20 protein-coding genes, 1 pseudogene and 1 other annotated feature are annotated in these 18,065 nt (G+C 40.1%); of the genes and pseudogenes, 15 read left to right on the forward strand and 6 right to left on the reverse strand.

Annotation, left to right across the window (positions count from 1 at the left end; translation table 11 throughout):
• Positions 1 to 93: 93 nt before the first annotated feature.
• Both KV696_RS00230 and KV696_RS00235 read right to left on the reverse strand, forming a co-directional pair.
• Positions 94 to 2,352: an ATP-dependent Clp protease ATP-binding subunit gene (locus KV696_RS00230; RefSeq protein ID WP_219966531.1), complete on the reverse strand. Its 2,259-nt coding sequence runs from the start codon at positions 2,350 to 2,352 to the stop codon at positions 94 to 96.
• Between the two features lie 230 nt (positions 2,353 to 2,582).
• The gene (locus KV696_RS00235) at positions 2,583 to 2,813 is read right to left on the reverse strand and encodes a DUF1797 family protein (RefSeq protein WP_000443570.1); all 231 of its coding nucleotides are present in this window, start codon (positions 2,811 to 2,813) and stop codon (positions 2,583 to 2,585) included.
• Positions 2,814 to 3,003: 190 nt separating this feature from the next.
• Here KV696_RS00235 and KV696_RS00240 point away from each other — a divergent pair, with 190 nt between their 5' ends.
• The 4 genes from KV696_RS00240 to KV696_RS00255 all read left to right on the forward strand — a co-directional run bounded on the left by KV696_RS00240 (position 3,004) and on the right by KV696_RS00255 (position 6,426).
• Positions 3,004 to 3,687: an amino acid ABC transporter permease gene (locus KV696_RS00240; RefSeq protein WP_219966532.1), complete on the forward strand. Its 684-nt coding sequence runs from the start codon at positions 3,004 to 3,006 to the stop codon at positions 3,685 to 3,687.
• Positions 3,687 to 4,421, forward strand: coding sequence for an amino acid ABC transporter ATP-binding protein (locus KV696_RS00245; protein WP_219966533.1), 735 nt, complete (start codon positions 3,687 to 3,689; stop codon positions 4,419 to 4,421). Before KV696_RS00240 ends, KV696_RS00245 begins: the two co-directional genes overlap by 1 nt.
• A 153-nt stretch (positions 4,422 to 4,574) precedes the next feature.
• Positions 4,575 to 5,432 carry a bifunctional methylenetetrahydrofolate dehydrogenase/methenyltetrahydrofolate cyclohydrolase gene (locus tag KV696_RS00250; protein ID WP_219966534.1) on the forward strand — a complete coding sequence of 286 codons (858 nt, stop codon included), beginning with the start codon at positions 4,575 to 4,577 and terminating at the stop codon, positions 5,430 to 5,432.
• Between the two features lie 139 nt (positions 5,433 to 5,571).
• Positions 5,572 to 6,426 carry an NAD(P)H-hydrate dehydratase gene (locus KV696_RS00255; RefSeq protein WP_219966535.1) on the forward strand — a complete coding sequence of 285 codons (855 nt, stop codon included), beginning with the start codon at positions 5,572 to 5,574 and terminating at the stop codon, positions 6,424 to 6,426.
• A gap of 144 nt (positions 6,427 to 6,570) precedes the next feature.
• Here KV696_RS00255 and pbp3 read toward each other — a convergent pair whose 3' ends face one another.
• A complete protein-coding gene (pbp3, locus tag KV696_RS00260; RefSeq protein ID WP_219966536.1) occupies positions 6,571 to 7,812 on the reverse strand; it encodes a D-alanyl-D-alanine carboxypeptidase PBP3 in 1,242 nt (413 codons plus the stop codon).
• Between the two features lie 102 nt (positions 7,813 to 7,914).
• On the opposite strand from pbp3, the gene KV696_RS00265 reads away from it, so the two are divergent.
• From KV696_RS00265 to KV696_RS09935, 3 genes are all read left to right on the forward strand, one after another.
• On the forward strand, positions 7,915 to 9,024 hold the full coding sequence (locus KV696_RS00265) for an AI-2E family transporter (protein WP_219966537.1): 1,110 nt from the start codon (positions 7,915 to 7,917) through the stop codon (positions 9,022 to 9,024).
• Between the two features lie 206 nt (positions 9,025 to 9,230).
• The gene (tuf, locus tag KV696_RS00270; RefSeq protein ID WP_001040721.1) at positions 9,231 to 10,427 is read left to right on the forward strand and encodes an elongation factor Tu; all 1,197 of its coding nucleotides are present in this window, start codon (positions 9,231 to 9,233) and stop codon (positions 10,425 to 10,427) included.
• A 96-nt stretch (positions 10,428 to 10,523) separates the two neighbouring features.
• Positions 10,524 to 10,772, forward strand: a complete 249-nt coding sequence (locus KV696_RS09935) for a hypothetical protein (protein WP_257959917.1) — start codon at positions 10,524 to 10,526, stop codon at positions 10,770 to 10,772.
• Here the strand turns inward: KV696_RS09935 and KV696_RS00280 are convergent.
• Together KV696_RS00280 and KV696_RS00285 are read right to left on the reverse strand one after the other, a co-directional pair.
• Positions 10,760 to 11,842, reverse strand: coding sequence for a DEAD/DEAH box helicase (locus tag KV696_RS00280; protein WP_219966538.1), 1,083 nt, complete (start codon positions 11,840 to 11,842; stop codon positions 10,760 to 10,762). The genes KV696_RS09935 and KV696_RS00280 overlap by 13 nt on opposite strands.
• On the reverse strand, positions 11,839 to 12,816 hold the full coding sequence (locus KV696_RS00285) for a Gfo/Idh/MocA family protein (protein ID WP_219966539.1): 978 nt from the start codon (positions 12,814 to 12,816) through the stop codon (positions 11,839 to 11,841). Before KV696_RS00285 ends, KV696_RS00280 begins: the two co-directional genes overlap by 4 nt.
• Positions 12,817 to 12,957: 141 nt before the next feature.
• Here KV696_RS00285 and KV696_RS00290 point away from each other — a divergent pair, with 141 nt between their 5' ends.
• The 5 genes from KV696_RS00290 to KV696_RS00310 all read left to right on the forward strand — a co-directional run bounded on the left by KV696_RS00290 (position 12,958) and on the right by KV696_RS00310 (position 15,578).
• A complete protein-coding gene (locus KV696_RS00290; protein ID WP_219966540.1) occupies positions 12,958 to 13,662 on the forward strand; it encodes a YoaK family protein in 705 nt (234 codons plus the stop codon).
• A gap of 58 nt (positions 13,663 to 13,720) precedes the next feature.
• Positions 13,721 to 13,808: a sequence feature (ribosomal protein L21 leader region), on the forward strand.
• Between the two features lie 36 nt (positions 13,809 to 13,844).
• Positions 13,845 to 14,159 carry a 50S ribosomal protein L21 gene (rplU, locus tag KV696_RS00295; RefSeq protein WP_000109141.1) on the forward strand — a complete coding sequence of 105 codons (315 nt, stop codon included), beginning with the start codon at positions 13,845 to 13,847 and terminating at the stop codon, positions 14,157 to 14,159.
• A gap of 15 nt (positions 14,160 to 14,174) precedes the next feature.
• The gene (locus KV696_RS00300) at positions 14,175 to 14,519 is read left to right on the forward strand and encodes a ribosomal-processing cysteine protease Prp (RefSeq protein ID WP_219966541.1); all 345 of its coding nucleotides are present in this window, start codon (positions 14,175 to 14,177) and stop codon (positions 14,517 to 14,519) included.
• A 16-nt stretch (positions 14,520 to 14,535) separates the two neighbouring features.
• A complete protein-coding gene (rpmA, locus tag KV696_RS00305) occupies positions 14,536 to 14,829 on the forward strand; it encodes a 50S ribosomal protein L27 (RefSeq protein ID WP_000916509.1) in 294 nt (97 codons plus the stop codon).
• Between the two features lie 338 nt (positions 14,830 to 15,167).
• Entirely contained in the window at positions 15,168 to 15,578 is a 411-nt protein-coding gene (locus KV696_RS00310; RefSeq protein ID WP_219966542.1) for a DUF5301 domain-containing protein, read from the forward strand.
• Positions 15,579 to 15,753: 175 nt separating this feature from the next.
• Here KV696_RS00310 and KV696_RS09940 read toward each other — a convergent pair.
• Positions 15,754 to 15,828: pseudogene (locus KV696_RS09940) on the reverse strand (AraC family transcriptional regulator); the annotation flags it as partial.
• Here KV696_RS09940 and KV696_RS00315 point away from each other — a divergent pair.
• From KV696_RS00315 to KV696_RS00325, 3 genes are read left to right on the forward strand one after another with little or no spacing between them, the layout of a single operon-like run.
• Positions 15,821 to 16,729, forward strand: coding sequence for a LysR family transcriptional regulator (locus tag KV696_RS00315; protein WP_001025694.1), 909 nt, complete (start codon positions 15,821 to 15,823; stop codon positions 16,727 to 16,729). The pseudogene KV696_RS09940 and the gene KV696_RS00315 sit on opposite strands and share 8 nt — an antisense overlap.
• Complete coding sequence (gene lspA / locus KV696_RS00320; RefSeq protein ID WP_153226503.1) at positions 16,726 to 17,187, forward strand: signal peptidase II; 462 nt, start codon at positions 16,726 to 16,728, stop codon at positions 17,185 to 17,187. The genes KV696_RS00315 and lspA overlap by 4 nt, the downstream gene beginning before the upstream one ends.
• Complete coding sequence (locus KV696_RS00325; protein ID WP_219966543.1) at positions 17,177 to 18,064, forward strand: RluA family pseudouridine synthase; 888 nt, start codon at positions 17,177 to 17,179, stop codon at positions 18,062 to 18,064. The genes lspA and KV696_RS00325 overlap by 11 nt, the downstream gene beginning before the upstream one ends.
• The last annotated feature ends 1 nt before the right edge of the window (position 18,065 follow it).

The raw sequence follows: 18,065 nt of genomic DNA on the forward strand, positions 1-18,065 counted from the left end.
ATAATGGACAAAGGGCAAGCTGTCAAGAAATTACAGTTATTTTAGTAAAAAAGAAGCAGAAACATTTCATTTTCTACTCCTTTTTTATAGAATTTATTTTTCTGTTTCAGAAGTTTTAACTTCAGCTTTTTTGGCAGATTTGATTTGAATGTTGCCCTTGCTGGTCATAACTGCCTTGAGGTCTTTTTCGCTTGGATTTTCAAGGTAGTAGTCAGTGATTGCGTCCTCAATATAGTCTTGAATAGTACGACGAAGTGGGCGTGCTCCCATTTTTGGATCATAACCGAGGTCAACTAATTTTTCCTTGACCTTTTCAGTTACATCTAAATGAATATTGTTCCTAGAAAGGCGTTTGTTAACGTCTGCTAGCATAAGCTCGACAATCTGAAGGAGGTTATCTTTGCTGAGAGCCTTAAATTCGATAATACCATCAAAACGGTTCATAAACTCTGGGCTAAAGAAGTTACCGAGTTCACCGAGAACAGAGTTGGTACGTCCTTCGCGAGCAGCCCCAAATCCAACGCTGGCTTCTGCCTTACCTGTACCTGCATTTGAAGTCATGATGATGATGGCATCCTTGAAGCTAACGGTACGTCCTTGTCCATCTGTCAAACGACCATCGTCCAAGACCTGGAGGAACATGTGCATAACATCTGGATGGGCTTTCTCTACTTCATCCAAGAGAATAAGAGAATAGGGATTACGACGGATTTTTTCAGTTAATTGTCCAGCCTCATCGTAGCCAACATAACCTGGAGGGGCGCCGACCAACTTAGCTACGCTGTGTTTTTCCATGTATTCGCTCATGTCAAAGCGAATCATGCTATCAGCAGAACCAAAGAGTTCGATAGCTAATTGTTTGGAAAGTTCTGTCTTACCGACACCAGTTGGTCCGACGAAGAGGAAGCTTCCAATTGGACGGTTTGGCGTACCGAGACCGACACGATTCCGGCGAATAGCCTTGGCAATCTTATCGACTGCATCATCCTGTCCAATAACATGAGACTTGAGATCTTCGGCTAGATGGATGAGTTGAGATTGTTCTTTCTCTTTTAAATCACCTACAGGGATGTTTGTTTTCTGCTCGATAATATGCTCAATGGTTTTCTCACTGATGATAGGAGTATCCTGGTCCGTAACCTTTTTCTTTTGCATTTCTTTATACTTGGCAATCTGGTCGCGGAAGTAGGCAGCCTTCTCAAAATCTTCCTCTCGTGTAGCTTGAGATTTGAGATTTTCAGCCTCAATCAAGCGTTGATCAATCACTTTAGGATCGACAAAATTCAAGGTTAAGTTCATCTTAGAACCCGCTTCATCTAGGAGGTCAATGGCCTTGTCAGGCAAGAAGCGATCTTGGATGTAGCGATTGGAAAGAGTTGCAGCTGCTTCAATCGCAGCATCGGTATACTGAACGTGGTGGTAGTCTTCGTATTTCTTTTGAATTCCTTTGAGGATAGTGATTGTTTCTTCCACTGTTGGTTCATCGACCTTAACAGGTTGCATACGACGTTCTAGGGCAGCATCCTTTTCAATGATACGGTATTCATTGAGGGTAGTGGCACCAACCAGTTGCAGTTCCCCACGAGCAAGGGCTGGCTTGAGGATATTTCCAGCATCCATATTACCATCGCCTGCAGAACCAGCACCGACAATTTCATGGATTTCATCGATAAAGAGGATGATGTCCTCACGTTTACGAATTTCTTCCATGAGTTTTTGCATGCGTTCTTCAAATTGTCCTCGAATACCCGTTCCTTGGACCAGGCTAACCACATCCAGACGGATGACTTGTTTGCCTTGTAGTTTATGTGGAACGTCGCCATCAACGATTTTCTGAGCTAGACCTTCGACAACGGCAGTTTTTCCGACACCTGGTTCACCGATAAGAACAGGATTATTCTTGGTTCTGCGATTGAGAATTTCGATGACACGGATAATCTCATCGTCACGCCCAATAACGGGGTCAATATCTCCACGACGGGCAATTTCAGTTACGTTGATACCAAATTCTTCCAGCAGGCCTTTTTCTTGGCTTGGTGGAGGAGTTTGAGCAGATCCACGATTTAGGGAGCCATAACCGCCGTTTCCACCGTAACCTCCACCTGATTGGGTTGGGGGAGTAGGAGGAGTGTTGTTAGAAGGTCTGAAATTGTTTAGGTCATTGAAGAAATCACCAAAAGGATCAAAGTCACGATTGTTCAAATCTGTCATACCTTTGAAGAGGCTGTTGTTAGGGTCTGTTTTGATAATCTTGTAGCAGTTTTGACAGAGGTCAATCTGTTTTTGCTTTCCATTGAGATTGGTATAAAGATGAATTGTTGAGTCGTTAATTTTACAGTTTTGACAAAGCATACATCTACCTCATTTCTTTCTTTAGCTTGACCTGTCCAAAGGTCAAAAATAGTCAAATTTCTATACTCTCATTATAACAGGATTGGGGTGTAAAGCAAGTAAAAAGATTGCAGCTTTGAGAAGTTGTTACAATGAAAATTTTTGTGAATTTGGACTATAAAAAAATCCTATTTGTGAGACAAAAAGGATTTTGGTTAGACATGCAGGGTGTAATCCCAGCTTGTTTTGTATTAGTAAAGGAGTTCGTAAATCTCCATTGCAATCAAGTCAATGCTGTCAAACGTATAAGTTTCGCGAGCTTCGACATCACGCAGGGTAAAGATTGAGCCGTTTTCTTCGTCGTGGCTGTATGCAACTTCTGCAACAACAACTCCTTCGCGTTCAAAATTACGTTTTAAATTTCCGCCGTCTTTTGCCATTGCTTCAAGGCGGTTGATGATTCTAACCAAATGTGATTCCATTTTGATTCTCCTTCATTTCTTATCGTTACTATTTTACCATAAAGGAGGCCAACTTGACTAGAAAAAACTAAGATTTCTCGCTAATTCTACCAGCTGAAAGTTTTTTTGAATAAATCGGATAAAAAGTTTGAATTTTAATTCAATACATGTTATAATCATACAGTATTCTATTTTAGAAAGCAGTGTGATTATGAATTTTTCTTTTTTACCTAAGTATTTACCTTATTTTAACTATGGGGCTGTTGTGACGGTTCTCATTTCTATCTGTGTGGTCTTTTTGGGAACCATTTTGGGTGTTGTCTTGGCTTTTGGGCAACGTTCAAAGTTTAAACCGCTTGTCTGGCTGGCCAACTTGTACGTTTGGATTTTCCGTGGGACACCGATGATGGTTCAGATTATGATTGCCTTTGCCCTTATGCACATCAATGCCCCGACTATTCAGGTTGGAATTTTGGGTGTTGACCTTTCTCGTTTGATTCCAGGGATTTTGATTATCTCTATGAACAGTGGTGCTTATGTTTCTGAGACTGTTCGTGCTGGAATCAATGCGGTTCCAAAAGGTCAGCTAGAAGCGGCCTATTCTCTAGGGATTCGTCCTAAAAATGCTATGAGGTATGTGATTTTGCCACAAGCAATCAAAAATATTTTGCCAGCATTGGGGAACGAATTTATCACCATTATCAAGGACAGCTCCCTCTTATCAGCTATCGGTGTTATGGAGTTGTGGAATGGGGCTACAACAGTTTCTACAACAACCTATCTACCCTTAACACCACTTTTATTTGCAGCCTTTTATTACTTGATTATGACCTCTATTTTGACCGTAGCCTTGAAAACTTTTGAAAAACGTATGGGACAAGGAGATAAGAAATAATGACAGAAACCTTGATAAAAATTGAAAATTTACATAAATCATTTGGAAAGAATGAAGTATTGAAGGGCATCAACCTCGAGATTAAAAGAGGAGAAGTTGTCGTTATCATCGGTCCTTCAGGGAGCGGGAAATCTACCTTGCTTCGCTCTATGAATTTGTTGGAAGAAGCAACCAAGGGGAAGGTTATCTTTGAGGGAGTCGATATTACGGACAAGAAGAATGACCTCTTTGCCATGCGTGAGAAGATGGGCATGGTTTTCCAACAATTTAATCTCTTTCCTAATATGACTGTGATGGAAAATATTACCTTGTCTCCTATCAAGACCAAAGGTGAAAGTAAGGCAATTGCAGAGAAGAGAGCTCAGGAACTTTTGGGAAAAGTTGGTTTACCAGATAAGGCAACTGCTTATCCACAGAGTTTGTCAGGTGGTCAGCAACAGCGGATTGCTATTGCGCGTGGTTTAGCTATGGAACCTGATGTTTTGCTTTTTGACGAGCCAACTTCAGCCCTGGACCCTGAGATGGTTGGAGAAGTTCTAGCTGTTATGCAAGACCTTGCCAAGTCAGGAATGACTATGGTTATCGTAACACATGAGATGGGATTTGCCCGTGAGGTGGCAGATCGTGTCATCTTTATGGCAGACGGTGTGGTTGTTGAAGACGGAACACCTGAACAGATTTTTGAACAAACCCAAGAACAACGGACTAAAGACTTCTTGAGTAAGGTTTTATAATCTATTTTAAAATTTCAAGACAAGATTAGTGAAAAGCTCAACCAGAGCTTTTTCTTATAGTTTGAAACTATAGGATTGCCTAGGAAAGAAGTGTTAGAGGGGACTAGCAGTTTTTGGTATAATGGAAGATATTTGAAAGAAAAGAGAAATGATATGACACAGATTATTGATGGGAAAGCTTTAGCGGCCAAATTGCAGGGGCAGTTGGCTGAAAAGACTGCAAAATTAAAGGAAAAAACAGGTCTAGTGCCTGGTTTGGTAGTGATTTTGGTTGGGGACAATCCAGCCAGCCAAGTCTACGTTCGCAACAAGGAGAGGTCAGCTCTTGCGGCTGGTTTTCGTAGCGAAGTAGTGCGAGTTCCAGATACCATTACCCAAGCGGAATTATTAGACTTGATTGCCAAATATAATCAAGATCCAGCTTGGCATGGGATTTTGGTTCAGTTACCATTACCAAAACATATCGATGAAGAGGCGGTTTTATTAGCCATTGACCCAGAAAAGGATGTGGATGGTTTCCATCCGCTAAATATGGGACGCCTTTGGTCTGGTCATCCAGTCATGATTCCATCAACACCTGCAGGAATTATGGAAATGTTTCATGAATATGGAATTGATTTAGAGGGTAAAAATGCGGTGGTCATCGGTCGTTCCAATATTGTCGGTAAACCCATGGCTCAGCTTCTTTTGGCCAAAAATGCAACAGTGACCTTGACTCACTCACGCACCCATAATCTCGCTAAGGTTGCTGCAAAAGCGGATATTCTTGTGGTCGCAATCGGTCGTGCTAAGTTTGTGACTCCTGATTTTGTGAAACCAGGTGCGGTAGTCATTGACGTTGGGATGAACCGCGATGAAAATGGTAAGCTCTGTGGGGATGTTGATTATGAGGCGATTGCCCCACTTGCTAGCTATATTACGCCAGTCCCTGGAGGTGTTGGTCCTATGACCATTACCATGCTGATGGAGCAAACTTATCAAGCAGCACTTCGGACATTGGATAGAAAATAAGAGAAAAATCGCTGAAGAGAGTGTATTTTCTATAGCTATATCTGAAATGGCAGAAATGAGTATTAAATTTTAGATATAAGATTACAAAAGGAGGTCTGCGCCTCTTTTTTGTTGTATAATAAATGCGAGAGGAAAAACGATGAAAGTGATTGATCAAGCCTTACTAGAAAAAGTCATTATTGAACGTTCTCGTACAAGTCATAAAGGAGACTATGGTCGCTTGCTTCTGTTAGGTGGTACTTATCCTTATGGAGGTGCCATAATCATGGCTGCTTTAGCAGCTGTAAAAAGCGGTGCAGGATTGGTAACTATTGGAACAGATAGAGAAAATATCCCAGCTTTGCACAGTCATTTACCTGAGGCTATGGCCTTTTCTCTTCAAGACCAGCAATTATTAAAAGAGCAATTGGAGAAGGCAGAAGTTGTCTTGCTGGGGCCTGGTTTACGAGACGATGCTTTTGGAGAAGATTTAGTTAAACAGGTCTTTGCTGGCTTAAAACAGAATCATATTTTGATTGTAGACGGAGGTGCCTTGACTATTCTCGCTAGGACAAGTCTGTCATTTCCATCTAACCAGCTTATCCTAACTCCCCACCAAAAGGAGTGGGAAAAACTGTCTGGAATTACGATTGAAAAGCAAAACGAAGCTACAACAGCTAGTGCACTGACTTCTTTCCCTCAAGGAACAATTTTGGTAGAGAAAGGTGCGGCTACTCGTATTTGGCAAGCTGTCCAATCTGATTATTACCAGTTACAGGTTGGCGGTCCCTATCAGGCGACTGGGGGAATGGGAGATACTCTGGCTGGGATGATTGCAGGATTTGCAGGCCAATTTCGACAGGCCAGTCTCTACGAGCGTGTAACCGTAGCGACTCATCTTCATTCAGAGATAGCCCAAGAATTAGCTCAAGAACATTATGTGGTCTTGCCAACGGAGATTAGTAATTGTCTTCCTAAACTAATGAATAAAATATCTCAAAAAAGACTGGGATAAAATTCAATTTTAGGAGAAAACGAAGTAAATATTACCACAATAAAACGCATAATATCAAGTTTTAATACCTGATACTATGCGTTTTTGACTTTAAAGCCTTTTTGGGCTGTTTCTATTTTGGAGCAATCTTTTGCTCAGTATGTTTTATAATTTCTCGTTGATAAATCGGATAAACTGATTCCACCAAACTTTTAAGAAGAAGGCTTTTTCAACTTTCTTTTCTGCTACCATTTCGAAACTAGGACGTTCTGTGGTAATGTAACCTTGACCAATCAAATCCTTGTCTTCGTAAGTCAAATGGCCAACTACTGTTCCAGCTTCAAGTGGTGCGAGGATTGCTTTAGAATCAGGTGTGAATTGAATAGATTGGGAAGATTGATTCCCACCACGTTCAATTAGATAGATATCCTCTGGGGCCACTGCAGTGACCGTATCTTCTTTTCCATCTTGTACGGGGACTTTACTATCTTGATAGGCATCGCTTTGTTGAACGATTTTGCGAAGTGTAAATGTAGAAGAAATATAATCCATTAGGGAAGATGTAGCTGTAAAGCGAGCGTAGGGATTATTGTCTTGATGATCTGCATTTAAAACAACTGTGATAACCCTCATGCCTTTTTCGACAGTAGTACCAACAAAAGATTCTCCAGCTTTGTCTGTTGTTCCTGTTTTCAGTCCATCAAAACCACCACGGTAAGCAGGCATACCTTCTAACATGTAGTTGGTCGAAGTGATTGTCATTCCAGCAAAAGTAGAAGAAGGTTTTTTCGTTATTTCCAAGACTTGAGGGTATTTTTTGATGAGGTTACGAGCAACGATAGCGACATCATAAGCACTGAGCTTATTTTCATCATCTTTATTAGACCCAGGGTAAATGTTATCTCCGAGAGTTTCGTTGTTCAGACCAGTTGTATTGACAACAGTGGCATCTTTGATTCCCCATTCCAAGAGTTTTGCTCGCATCATATCAACGAAGTTTTTTTCAGAGCCAGCAATTTTCTCAGCTAGGGCAATAGCGGCGCTGTTGGCACTAGATACCAGAGTTGCTTCAAGTAACTCTTCGACAGTATAATTACGGGCCTCCATGGGAACATTACTGGCTTCAGAATTTGTCGTCAATTGATAAGGATAATCAGAAATATCTACTGGGGTGGATAGTGTGATACTTCCATTTTCTAGAGCCTCATAGACAAGATAAACTGTAAGTAGTTTTGTTATAGAAGCAATTTCGACAGGTTGAGTTGCATCTTTCTCATATAGAATTTTACCAGTATTGGCCTCAACAGCAATCGCATGTTTAGCAGCAATATTAAAATCTTGGGCAGCAACAGTAGATGCTGACCCAATTACGGATAGACTTAAGAGAGTTAAAATGATTTTTTTCATAGTAAGTTTATTCTAACATAAAGAAAAAAATATTCCCAGTTTCATGATAGAAGAAAGAAGCTTTTTTGAAAGTATGGTAAAATAGATGAATGGAGGTAGCTCATGTTTCGTAAGAATAAATTATTTTTTTGGACCAGTGAGATTTTATTATTAACAATCATTTTTTATTTATGGAGAGAGATGGGGGCTATTATCACGCCTTTTGTAAGCGTCGCAAACACCATCATGATTCCTTTTCTTCTAGGTGGTTTTTTATATTATTTGACCAATCCTATTGTAATTTTTTTACAAAAGTATTTCAAAATTAATCGTATCATTGGTATTCTATTAACCTTGTGTGCTTTGGTTTGGGGTCTTGTCATTGGGGTAGTCTATCTCTTACCGATTTTGGTTAATCAGTTGACCAGCTTGATTGCGACTAGCCAGACTATCTACAGTCGTTTACAAGATTTGATTATGGATTTATCTACTTATCCAGCCTTTCAAAATTTGGATATTCAAGCGACTATTCAACAATTAAATCTATCCTATGTAGATATTTTACAAAATATCCTAAATAGCGTTACAAATAGTGTTGGAAGTGTTCTATCTGCTCTCTTTAGTACTGTTTTGATTATTATCATGACCCCTGTGTTTTTGGTTTATTTTTTGTTAGATGGTAACAAATTTTTACCGATGCTTGAACGTACTGTTTTAAAGAGAGATAAGTTGCATATTGCAGGTCTTTTAAAGAATTTGAATGCAACAATTGCTCGCTATATTAGTGGAGTCGCAATTGATGCCATTATTATCGGTTGTTTGGCCTTTATCGGATATAGCGTGATTGGTTTGAAATACGCTTTGGTCTTCGCCATCTTTTCAGGATTAGCCAATCTTATTCCTTATGTGGGACCAAGTATCGGCTTGATTCCGATGATTATTGCCAATGTCTTTACTGATCCTCATAGAATGCTAATTGCAGTTGTTTACATGCTAATCATTCAACAAGTGGATGGAAATATCCTCTACCCTCGAATCGTTGGTGGTGTGATGAAGGTTCATCCAATTACGATTTTAGTATTACTTTTGTTATCAAGCAATATATATGGGGTCATTGGTATGATTGTCGCAGTACCAACCTATTCTATCTTAAAAGAAATTTCTAAGTTCTTATCACGTTTGTATGAAAATCATAAAACAATGAAAGAACGAGAAAGAGAATTAGCTAAGTAAAAGTCAGGAAATTCCTGATTTTTCTTTTTGTTTAGCTAAGTGATAGGAGTAGAAGTGTCGTTTAGATTAGCAGATTAAGAATAATTCACAAAAACTTTGTAAAACACTTGCAATTTAGCTGAAATTTGATAAAATAGTAAGGAAAGTTAGACTGTATTGCCTACTGTCTATCTATAAAATATATTTTATTGGAGGCTTTTACTCAAATGGCAAAAGAAAAATACGATCGTAGTAAACCACACGTTAACATTGGTACTATCGGACACGTTGACCACGGTAAAACTACCCTAACTGCAGCTATCACAACTGTTTTGGCACGTCGCTTGCCTTCAGCTGTTAACCAACCTAAAGACTATGCGTCTATCGATGCTGCTCCAGAAGAACGCGAACGCGGTATCACTATCAACACTGCGCACGTTGAGTACGAAACTGAAAAACGTCACTACGCTCACATCGACGCTCCAGGACACGCGGACTACGTTAAAAACATGATCACTGGTGCCGCTCAAATGGACGGTGCTATCCTTGTAGTAGCTTCAACTGACGGACCAATGCCACAAACTCGTGAGCACATCCTTCTTTCACGTCAGGTTGGTGTTAAACACCTTATCGTCTTCATGAACAAAGTTGACTTGGTTGACGACGAAGAATTGCTTGAATTGGTTGAAATGGAAATCCGTGACCTATTGTCAGAATACGACTTCCCAGGTGACGATCTTCCAGTTATCCAAGGTTCAGCTCTTAAAGCCCTTGAAGGTGATACTAAATACGAAGACATCGTTATGGAATTGATGAACACAGTTGATGAGTACATCCCAGAACCAGAACGTGACACTGACAAACCATTGCTTCTTCCAGTCGAAGACGTATTCTCAATCACTGGACGTGGTACAGTTGCTTCAGGACGTATCGACCGTGGTATCGTTAAAGTCAACGACGAAATCGAAATCGTTGGTATCAAAGAAGAAACTCAAAAAGCAGTTGTTACTGGTGTTGAAATGTTCCGTAAACAACTTGACGAAGGTCTTGCCGGAGATAACGTAGGTGTCCTTCTTCGTGGTGTTCAACGTGATGAAATCGAACGTGGACAAGTTATCGCTAAACCAGGTTCAATCAACCCACACACTAAATTCAAAGGTGAAGTTTACATCCTTACTAAAGAAGAAGGTGGACGTCACACTCCATTCTTCAACAACTACCGTCCACAATTCTACTTCCGTACTACTGACGTTACAGGTTCAATCGAACTTCCAGCAGGTACTGAAATGGTAATGCCTGGTGATAACGTGACAATCGACGTTGAGTTGATCCACCCAATCGCCGTAGAACAAGGTACTACATTCTCTATCCGTGAGGGTGGACGTACTGTTGGTTCAGGTATGGTTACAGAAATCGAAGCTTAATTCGATTTAGTTCCCAGAAGAACAATTATTTAAGTCAGACACTAAAAGAATCTTGCTTTGCAAGGTTCTTTTTTTCGAATATTGAACTAATACTCAATGAAAATCAAAGAGCAAACTAGGAAGCTAGCTGCAGGCTGCTCAAAACACTGTTTTGAGGTTGCAGATAGAACTGACGAAGTCAGCTCAAAACATGTTTTTGAGGTTGTAGATAAGACTGACGAAGTCAGTAACCATACATACGGCAAGGCGAAGCTGACGCGGTTTGAAGAGTATAAAATTGAATTGCTTATAAAAAAGCTCTATACACTAGATGTGCATAGAGCAATTGGGCTTTATTTGATATAGAGTTCTTGATTTTTTAGGATAATTTCACGGACACTTGCGAATTTCTTGAGTTTTTTAAGCTCTTCTGGATGAGTGACGAGAGTGATAACATAACCTTCTTTACCCATGCGACCTGTACGGCCAGCACGGTGAGTGTAGGTTTCAATATCTCTAGGAACATCAAAGTTTACGACGCATTCTAGGCTATCGATATCAATTCCACGAGCCAGAAGGTCAGTTGCAAGGAGTAGGGTTAGTTGCTTATCTTTAAACTTTTCTAAGATGACTTTTCTAAATTTAACATTGACATCACTAGCGAGGGAAACAGCCAAGATATCCCGATACTGTAGTTTTTCTTCTGCGCTTCCAAGGTCTGATAGGCTGCTAAAGAAGACCAGACCACGGAAATCCTCTACATGAGCTAGTTTTCGAAGCATATCCACTCGGTGACGTTGATCTACCTGCATGTAGAAGTGCTGGATGTTGTCCAATTTTTGGTCAGAAAGATCAATGGTACGTGTGTTAGGCGCAATCTTTTCTTGGTCAAACTTGGTTGTCGCACTCATATAGACAAGTTGGTGATCACGAGGTGCGTAGTGAGTAATTTTCTCGACAAAGTGTATCTGAGAATCATCAAGCAATTGGTCAAATTCATCCAGGATGATGGTTTCTACGTTCATCATCTTGATTTTTTTCAATTTAATCAGTTCAAAGATACGGCCAGGGGTTCCAATCAGAATTTCTGGTCCTTTTTTGAGGCGTTCAATCTGGCGTTTCTGACTCGAACCTGATAAGAAGAGTTGGGCAGTTAAGCCGATAGCTTCAGCCCACGTTTTACATACATCAAAAATCTGTCCAGCAAGCTCTGTATTTGGTGCTAGAATCAAGAGTTGTTGGGCTTTTTTCTTTTGTAGTCTGAGAAGACTTGGTAGAAGGTAAGCTAGGGTCTTACCAGTTCCTGTTGGGCTCACTCCTAGGAGGTTTTCTCCAGCAAGAAGGGGCTCAAATAGTTGAGTTTGAATGGGGGTGAATTCTTGGAAACCGAGTTGGTCACTCAGTTCTTGCCATTCAGTCGGTAGTTTGTTTTTCATTTTTCTGCCTCAAATCTAATGCCAGCAGTCTGGCGCATGGTAAATAGTAGTTCATGAACAGAACTTGCATCTTCCAGCCAAGTTTGGTAGAGATTCAGATCTGGTTGCTGGATCATGTGTGCAAATGCATCGACTTCCTCAGTCATCGTATGGGGAGCTTGTTGGATAGGGAGCTGGACTTGATTTCCTTGGTGGTCGGTAAAAATAGCTGAGCGAACATGCTCAATTGTGTTGAGCGTCAGGGTTCCATCTGTTGTGTAAATTTCGCAAGGAAGATTGGAAGTGATGTTTTTCCCAGCCTTGATATGAACTTGAAAGTCTGGGTAGAAGAGGATTCCGTCACCATTTAGGTCAATGCTATTGTCAAGCTGTTGAGTCTGATAGGTTGCATCCTGAGCCTTTCCAAAGAGACGAACGGCAGCGTAGAGGGGATAAATCCCTAAATCCATAAGAGCTCCACCAGCAAAACGGTCTGAGAAGACATTTGGTGTCTCCCCAGTCAACAAGTTAGGCATTTTGGAAGAATACTTGGCATAGTTGAAATCTGCTCCCAAAATTTGTTTGTCTGCTAAAAAGTTTTTGATGATAGTGAAAGCTTTTTCATGGTAGTTCCGTGCCGCTTCGAATATAAAACAGTGATTTTTCTCAGCTGTTTGAACCAAATCCAGCCATTCTTGTGGTTGAGTGACAGCTGGCTTTTCAAGAATAACATGTTTACCAGCAGACAAAGCAGCCTTTGCCTGAGCAAAATGCAAGGAGTTTGGACTGGCAATATAGACCACATCAAAGGAACTCTTGAAGAAGTCCTCTACTTGATCAAAGAGTTGGAGATTCTGATAGCGAGAAGCAAAGGTTGCCGCAGTTTCTAGTTTTCTAGAATAGACTGTGACCAGCTTGTATTCTCCACTGGAATGGGCCGCTTCTATGAAGTGGTGACTGATAGCCCCTGTTCCGATGACACCTAATTTAAGCATAGTTCCTCCTTTTCTGATTTCAAATCCTTCTTTCATTATAACATAGATAGACGGGACTATCCAACAGAGGGTAAAAAATTTCAAATAAGCTACTAGGACTTTCCCAAAGAAAGTGGTACAATAATGAGATGAGTAAATGAAATGGGAGGAAAAATGAGGCTATTACCTATAAGAAAAATATCACGTCAGTCTAAGAGGCTAGCGCTTTTTTTGACTTTTTGTGCAGGATATGTAGATGCCTATACGTTTATTGTGCGAGGGAACACTCTTGTGGCTGGACAAACTGGGAATGTCGTCTTTCTTTCAGTAGGTCTGATTCAACACAATGTGTCAGATGCCAGTGCCAAAGTAATGACCTTGCTAGCTTTTATGATGGGGGTCTTTTTATTAACTGTTTATAAGGAAAAATTGAGAATTGTGAAAAAGCCAATTCTGTCACTGATTCCTTTGGCAATCTTATCAATCATTATTGGTTTTGTACCGCAAACTGTAGATAATATCTATCTAGTACCGCCCTTGGCCTTTTGTATGGGCCTGGTGACAACTGCTTTTGGTGAGGTTTCGGGTATTGCCTACAATAACGCCTTTATGACAGGGAATATCAAACGAACCATGCTGGCTTTTGGAGATTATTTCCGAACCAAGCACACTCCTTTTTTACGTGAAGAGATTATCTTTGTAAGCCTGCTTAGTAGTTTTGTCCTTGGCGTTGTCTTTTCAGCTTATTTGACGATTTTCTATCATGAAAAGACCATTCTTGGTGTTCCCATTATGATGAGCTTTTTTTACCTCAGTATGCTTTTTGCTAAGTGGAGGAAAAAAGTAAAAGAAAAAGCTTCATTTTAGGTGTTATTACTTGTAAGAAAATAGGAGATATGCTATACTTGAAGAGTTGACTATGCACGATCCTGTGCAACCGCACGAACATCGTTGTTTGATTATTCAAGTTTAAGTGGTTCGTCCCACGATGCTAGGCGAGTCTTCACAAAAAAATCGGGGAAACCCATAAAAATCATAGGAGGTGCATAATGAGCACATACGCAATTATCAAAACTGGCGGAAAACAAGTTAAAGTTGAAGTTGGTCAAGCAGTTTACGTTGAAAAATTGAACGTTGAAGCTGGTCAAGAAGTTACTTTTAACGAAGTTGTTCTTGTTGGCGGTGAAAACACTGTTGTCGGAACTCCACTTGTTGCTGGAGCTACTGTAGTTGGAACTGTTGAAAAACAAGGAAAACAAAAGAAAGTTGTTACTTACAAGTACAAACCTAAAAAAGGTAGCCACCGTAAACAAGGTCACCGTCAACCATATACAAAAGTTGTCATCAACGCAATCAACGCTTAATTTTAAGGAGAACACATGATACAAGCAGTCTTTGAGAGAGCCGAAGATGGCGAGCTGAGGAGTGCGGAAATTACTGGACACGCCGAGAGTGGCGAATACGGCTTAGATGTCGTGTGTGCATCGGTTTCTACGCTTGCCATTAACTTTATCAATTCTATTGAAAAATTTGCAGCCTATGAACCAATCCTAGAATTAAACGAAGATGAAGGTGGCTATCTGATGGTTGAAATTCCAAAAGATCTTCCTTCACACCAGAGAGAAATGACCCAGTTATTCTTTGAATCATTTTTCTTAGGTATGGCAAACTTATCGGAGAACTCTTCTGAGTTCGTCCAAACCAGAGTTATCACAGAAAACTAACACGGAGGAAAACATTATGTTAAAAATGACTCTTAACAACTTGCAACTTTTCGCCCACAAAAAAGGTGGAGGTTCTACATCAAACGGACGTGATTCACAAGCTAAACGTCTTGGAGCTAAAGCAGCTGACGGACAAACTGTAACAGGTGGATCAATCCTTTACCGTCAACGTGGTACACACATCTATCCAGGTGTAAACGTTGGACGTGGTGGAGACGATACTTTGTTCGCTAAAGTTGAAGGCGTAGTACGCTTTGAACGTAAAGGACGCGATAAAAAACAAGTTTCTGTTTACCCAATCGCTAAATAAAAAGGTCCAGTGAACCTTTTTATCCCGAGCCTTGAAATATAAAGGCGAGGAAGCTAGAAGTAGCATAAACTAAGGCTTTCCGAGTTTTCGGAGAGCCTGTTTTTTTGTTTTGATACCCACGCTGATACCCATATTTTAAAAACCAATGTAAGAAGCGAACTTGTCGGCTGCTTTATCTTTTAGATACAATCATAAAATAGTGGAATGTAAACCTTTAACAGCAATGAATGTTATAAGGGAATAAGATATTGTAAAAATTGCTAAGGTTTGTGCTAAGGTTTGATGCTATAATTGTATCTCAGAGAAAAAGTAAGAAGAATGAAAGGATGTAAACTTGTATGAAACATCTTATCACCATAATAGTCTGTTCAATCTCTTTTCTTGTTTTATCTGCTTGTGTTAGTAAGAAAAAACTTATTCTTCCTGAACCTGAAAAGATCTCTGTTATTTCTCTGCAGAAAAAACTCTCTGAAGATGTTAAAACTATCAACAAGAGAGAAGAAATTTCAAAATTGATTGAGGAGATACAGAAACAGTCAAAATCTACCTCTTTGGAGAGTGTAAATGATCAACCGACAAATGTTAAAGATTATATCATTATCAAGTTTTATCATCAGAATGAAGAAAAGGATAGTGTAGTCTATCTATATACTAAGAAGAAAAGACAGTATATTGAGCAACCTTATGCTGGTATTTGGGAAGTAAATCCAGATATAGCTAATAGGATTGAAGAGACTTTTTCTAGTTGATTTATAGGGAAAAAGAAAATGTTAGAGGCTTTTCTTGTATCATATTTTAAACGGTAAATCAACAAGATTTGCTGTTTTTATTTACTTGAAATCAATTGAGGACTGAAAAAAGATATCATTCTAATTCTTGTATTGGGGTATTGGAGTATTCGCTTAGACTTGAAAATTTCCAGACTTTTTTCCTTTTTGGAAAACTTCTAAAATATGGTATAATGAAAAGATAAAGAAGTTGGGGGTAGAAGATGAACATTCAACAATTACGCTATGTTGTTGCCATTGCCAATAGTGGTACTTTCCGTGAAGCTGCTGAAAAGATGTATGTTAGTCAGCCGAGTCTGTCTATTTCTGTTCGTGATTTGGAAAAAGAGTTGGGCTTTAAGATTTTCCGTCGGACCAGCTCAGGGACTTTCTTGACCCGTCGTGGTATGGAATTCTATGAAAAAGCGCAAGAATTGGTTAAAGGATTTGATATTTTTCAAAATCAGTATGCCAATCCTGAGGAAGAAAAGGATGAATTTTCCATTGCCAGTCAGCACTATGACTTCTTGCCACCAACTATTACGGCCTTTTCAGAGCGCTATCCTGATTACAAAAATTTCCGTATTTTTGAGTCTACTACAGTTCAAATACTTGATGAAGTAGCTCAGGGGCACAGTGAGATTGGGATTATCTACCTCAACAATCAAAATAAAAAAGGGATCATGCAACGGGTTGAAAAGCTGGGTCTTGAGGTCATTGAATTGATTCCCTTCCATACCCACATTTATCTCCGCGAGGGGCATCCTTTGGCTCAGAAAGAGGAATTGGTTATGGAGGATTTAGCTGATTTACCAACGGTTCGTTTTACTCAAGAGAAAGACGAGTACCTTTATTATTCAGAGAATTTTGTTGATACTAGTGCAAGCTCACAGATGTTTAATGTGACAGACCGTGCTACTTTGAATGGTATTTTGGAGCGGACAGACGCTTATGCGACAGGTTCTGGATTTTTGGATAGTGATAGTGTCAATGGCATTACAGTTATTCGTCTCAAGGATAATTTGGATAATCGCATGGTCTATGTTAAACGTGAAGAAGTGGAGCTGAGTCAAGCTGGGACTCTCTTCGTAGAAGTCATGCAAGAATATTTTAATCAGAAGAGGAAATCATGAAAAAAAGAGGAATAGTGGCAGTCATTGTACTGCTTTTGATTGGGCTGGATCAGTTGGTAAAATCCTATATCGTCCAGCAGATTCCACTGGGTGAAGTGCGTTCTTGGATTCCCAATTTCGTTAGCTTGACCTACCTGCAAAATCGAGGGGCAGCCTTTTCTATCTTACAAGATCAGCAGTGGTTATTTGCTATCATTACACTTGTCGTTATGGTAGGTGCAATTTGGTATCTACATAAACACATGGAGGACTCACTCTGGATGGTCTTGGGTTTGACCTTGATCATCTCAGGTGGTCTTGGAAACTTTATTGACAGGATTAGTCAGGGATTTGTTGTGGATATGTTCCACCTTGACTTTATCAATTTTGCAATTTTCAATGTAGCAGATAGCTATCTGACAGTTGGAGTGATTATTTTATTGATTGCAATGCTAAAAGAGGAAACAAATGGAAATTAAAATTGAAACTGGTGGCCTGCGTTTGGATAAGGCTTTGTCGGATTTGACAGAATTATCACGCAGTCTCGCGAATGAACAAATTAAATCAGGCCAGGTCTTGGTCAATGGGCAAGTCAAGAAAGCTAAATACACAGTACAAGAGGGTGATGTCGTCACTTACCATGTGCCAGAGCCAGAGGTCTTAGAGTATGTGGCTGAGGATATTCCGCTAGAAATAGTCTACCAAGATGAGGATGTGGCTGTCGTTAACAAACCTCAGGGGATGGTTGTGCATCCGAGTGCTGGTCATACTAGTGGAACCCTAGTAAACGCCCTTATGTATCATATCAAGGATTTGTCGGGTATCAATGGGGTTCTACGTCCAGGAATTGTTCACCGTATTGACAAGGATACGTCAGGCCTTCTTATGATTGCTAAAAATGACGATGCGCATCTAGCGCTTGCTCAAGAACTTAAGGATAAAAAGTCTCTCCGAAAATATTGGGCGATTGTTCATGGAAATCTACCCAATGATCGTGGCGTGATTGAAGCTCCGATTGGTCGTAGTGAAAAAGATCGTAAGAAACAGGCTGTGACTGCTAAAGGGAAGCCTGCAGTGACTCGTTTCCACGTCTTGGAACGCTTTGGAGATTATAGCTTAGTGGAGTTACAACTGGAGACAGGGCGTACCCATCAAATCCGTGTTCACATGGCTTATATTGGTCATCCAGTCGCTGGTGATGAAGTCTATGGTCCACGTAAGACCCTGAAAGGGCTTGGGCAATTTCTTCATGCCAAGACTTTAGGTTTTACTCATCCGAGAACAGGTGAGATTTTGGAATTTACAGCAGATATCCCAGAGATATTTAAGGAAACATTAGAGAGACTGAGGAAGTAAG

This window comes from Streptococcus humanilactis, from assembly GCF_019448275.1.
GTDB lineage: Bacteria > Bacillota > Bacilli > Lactobacillales > Streptococcaceae > Streptococcus > Streptococcus humanilactis.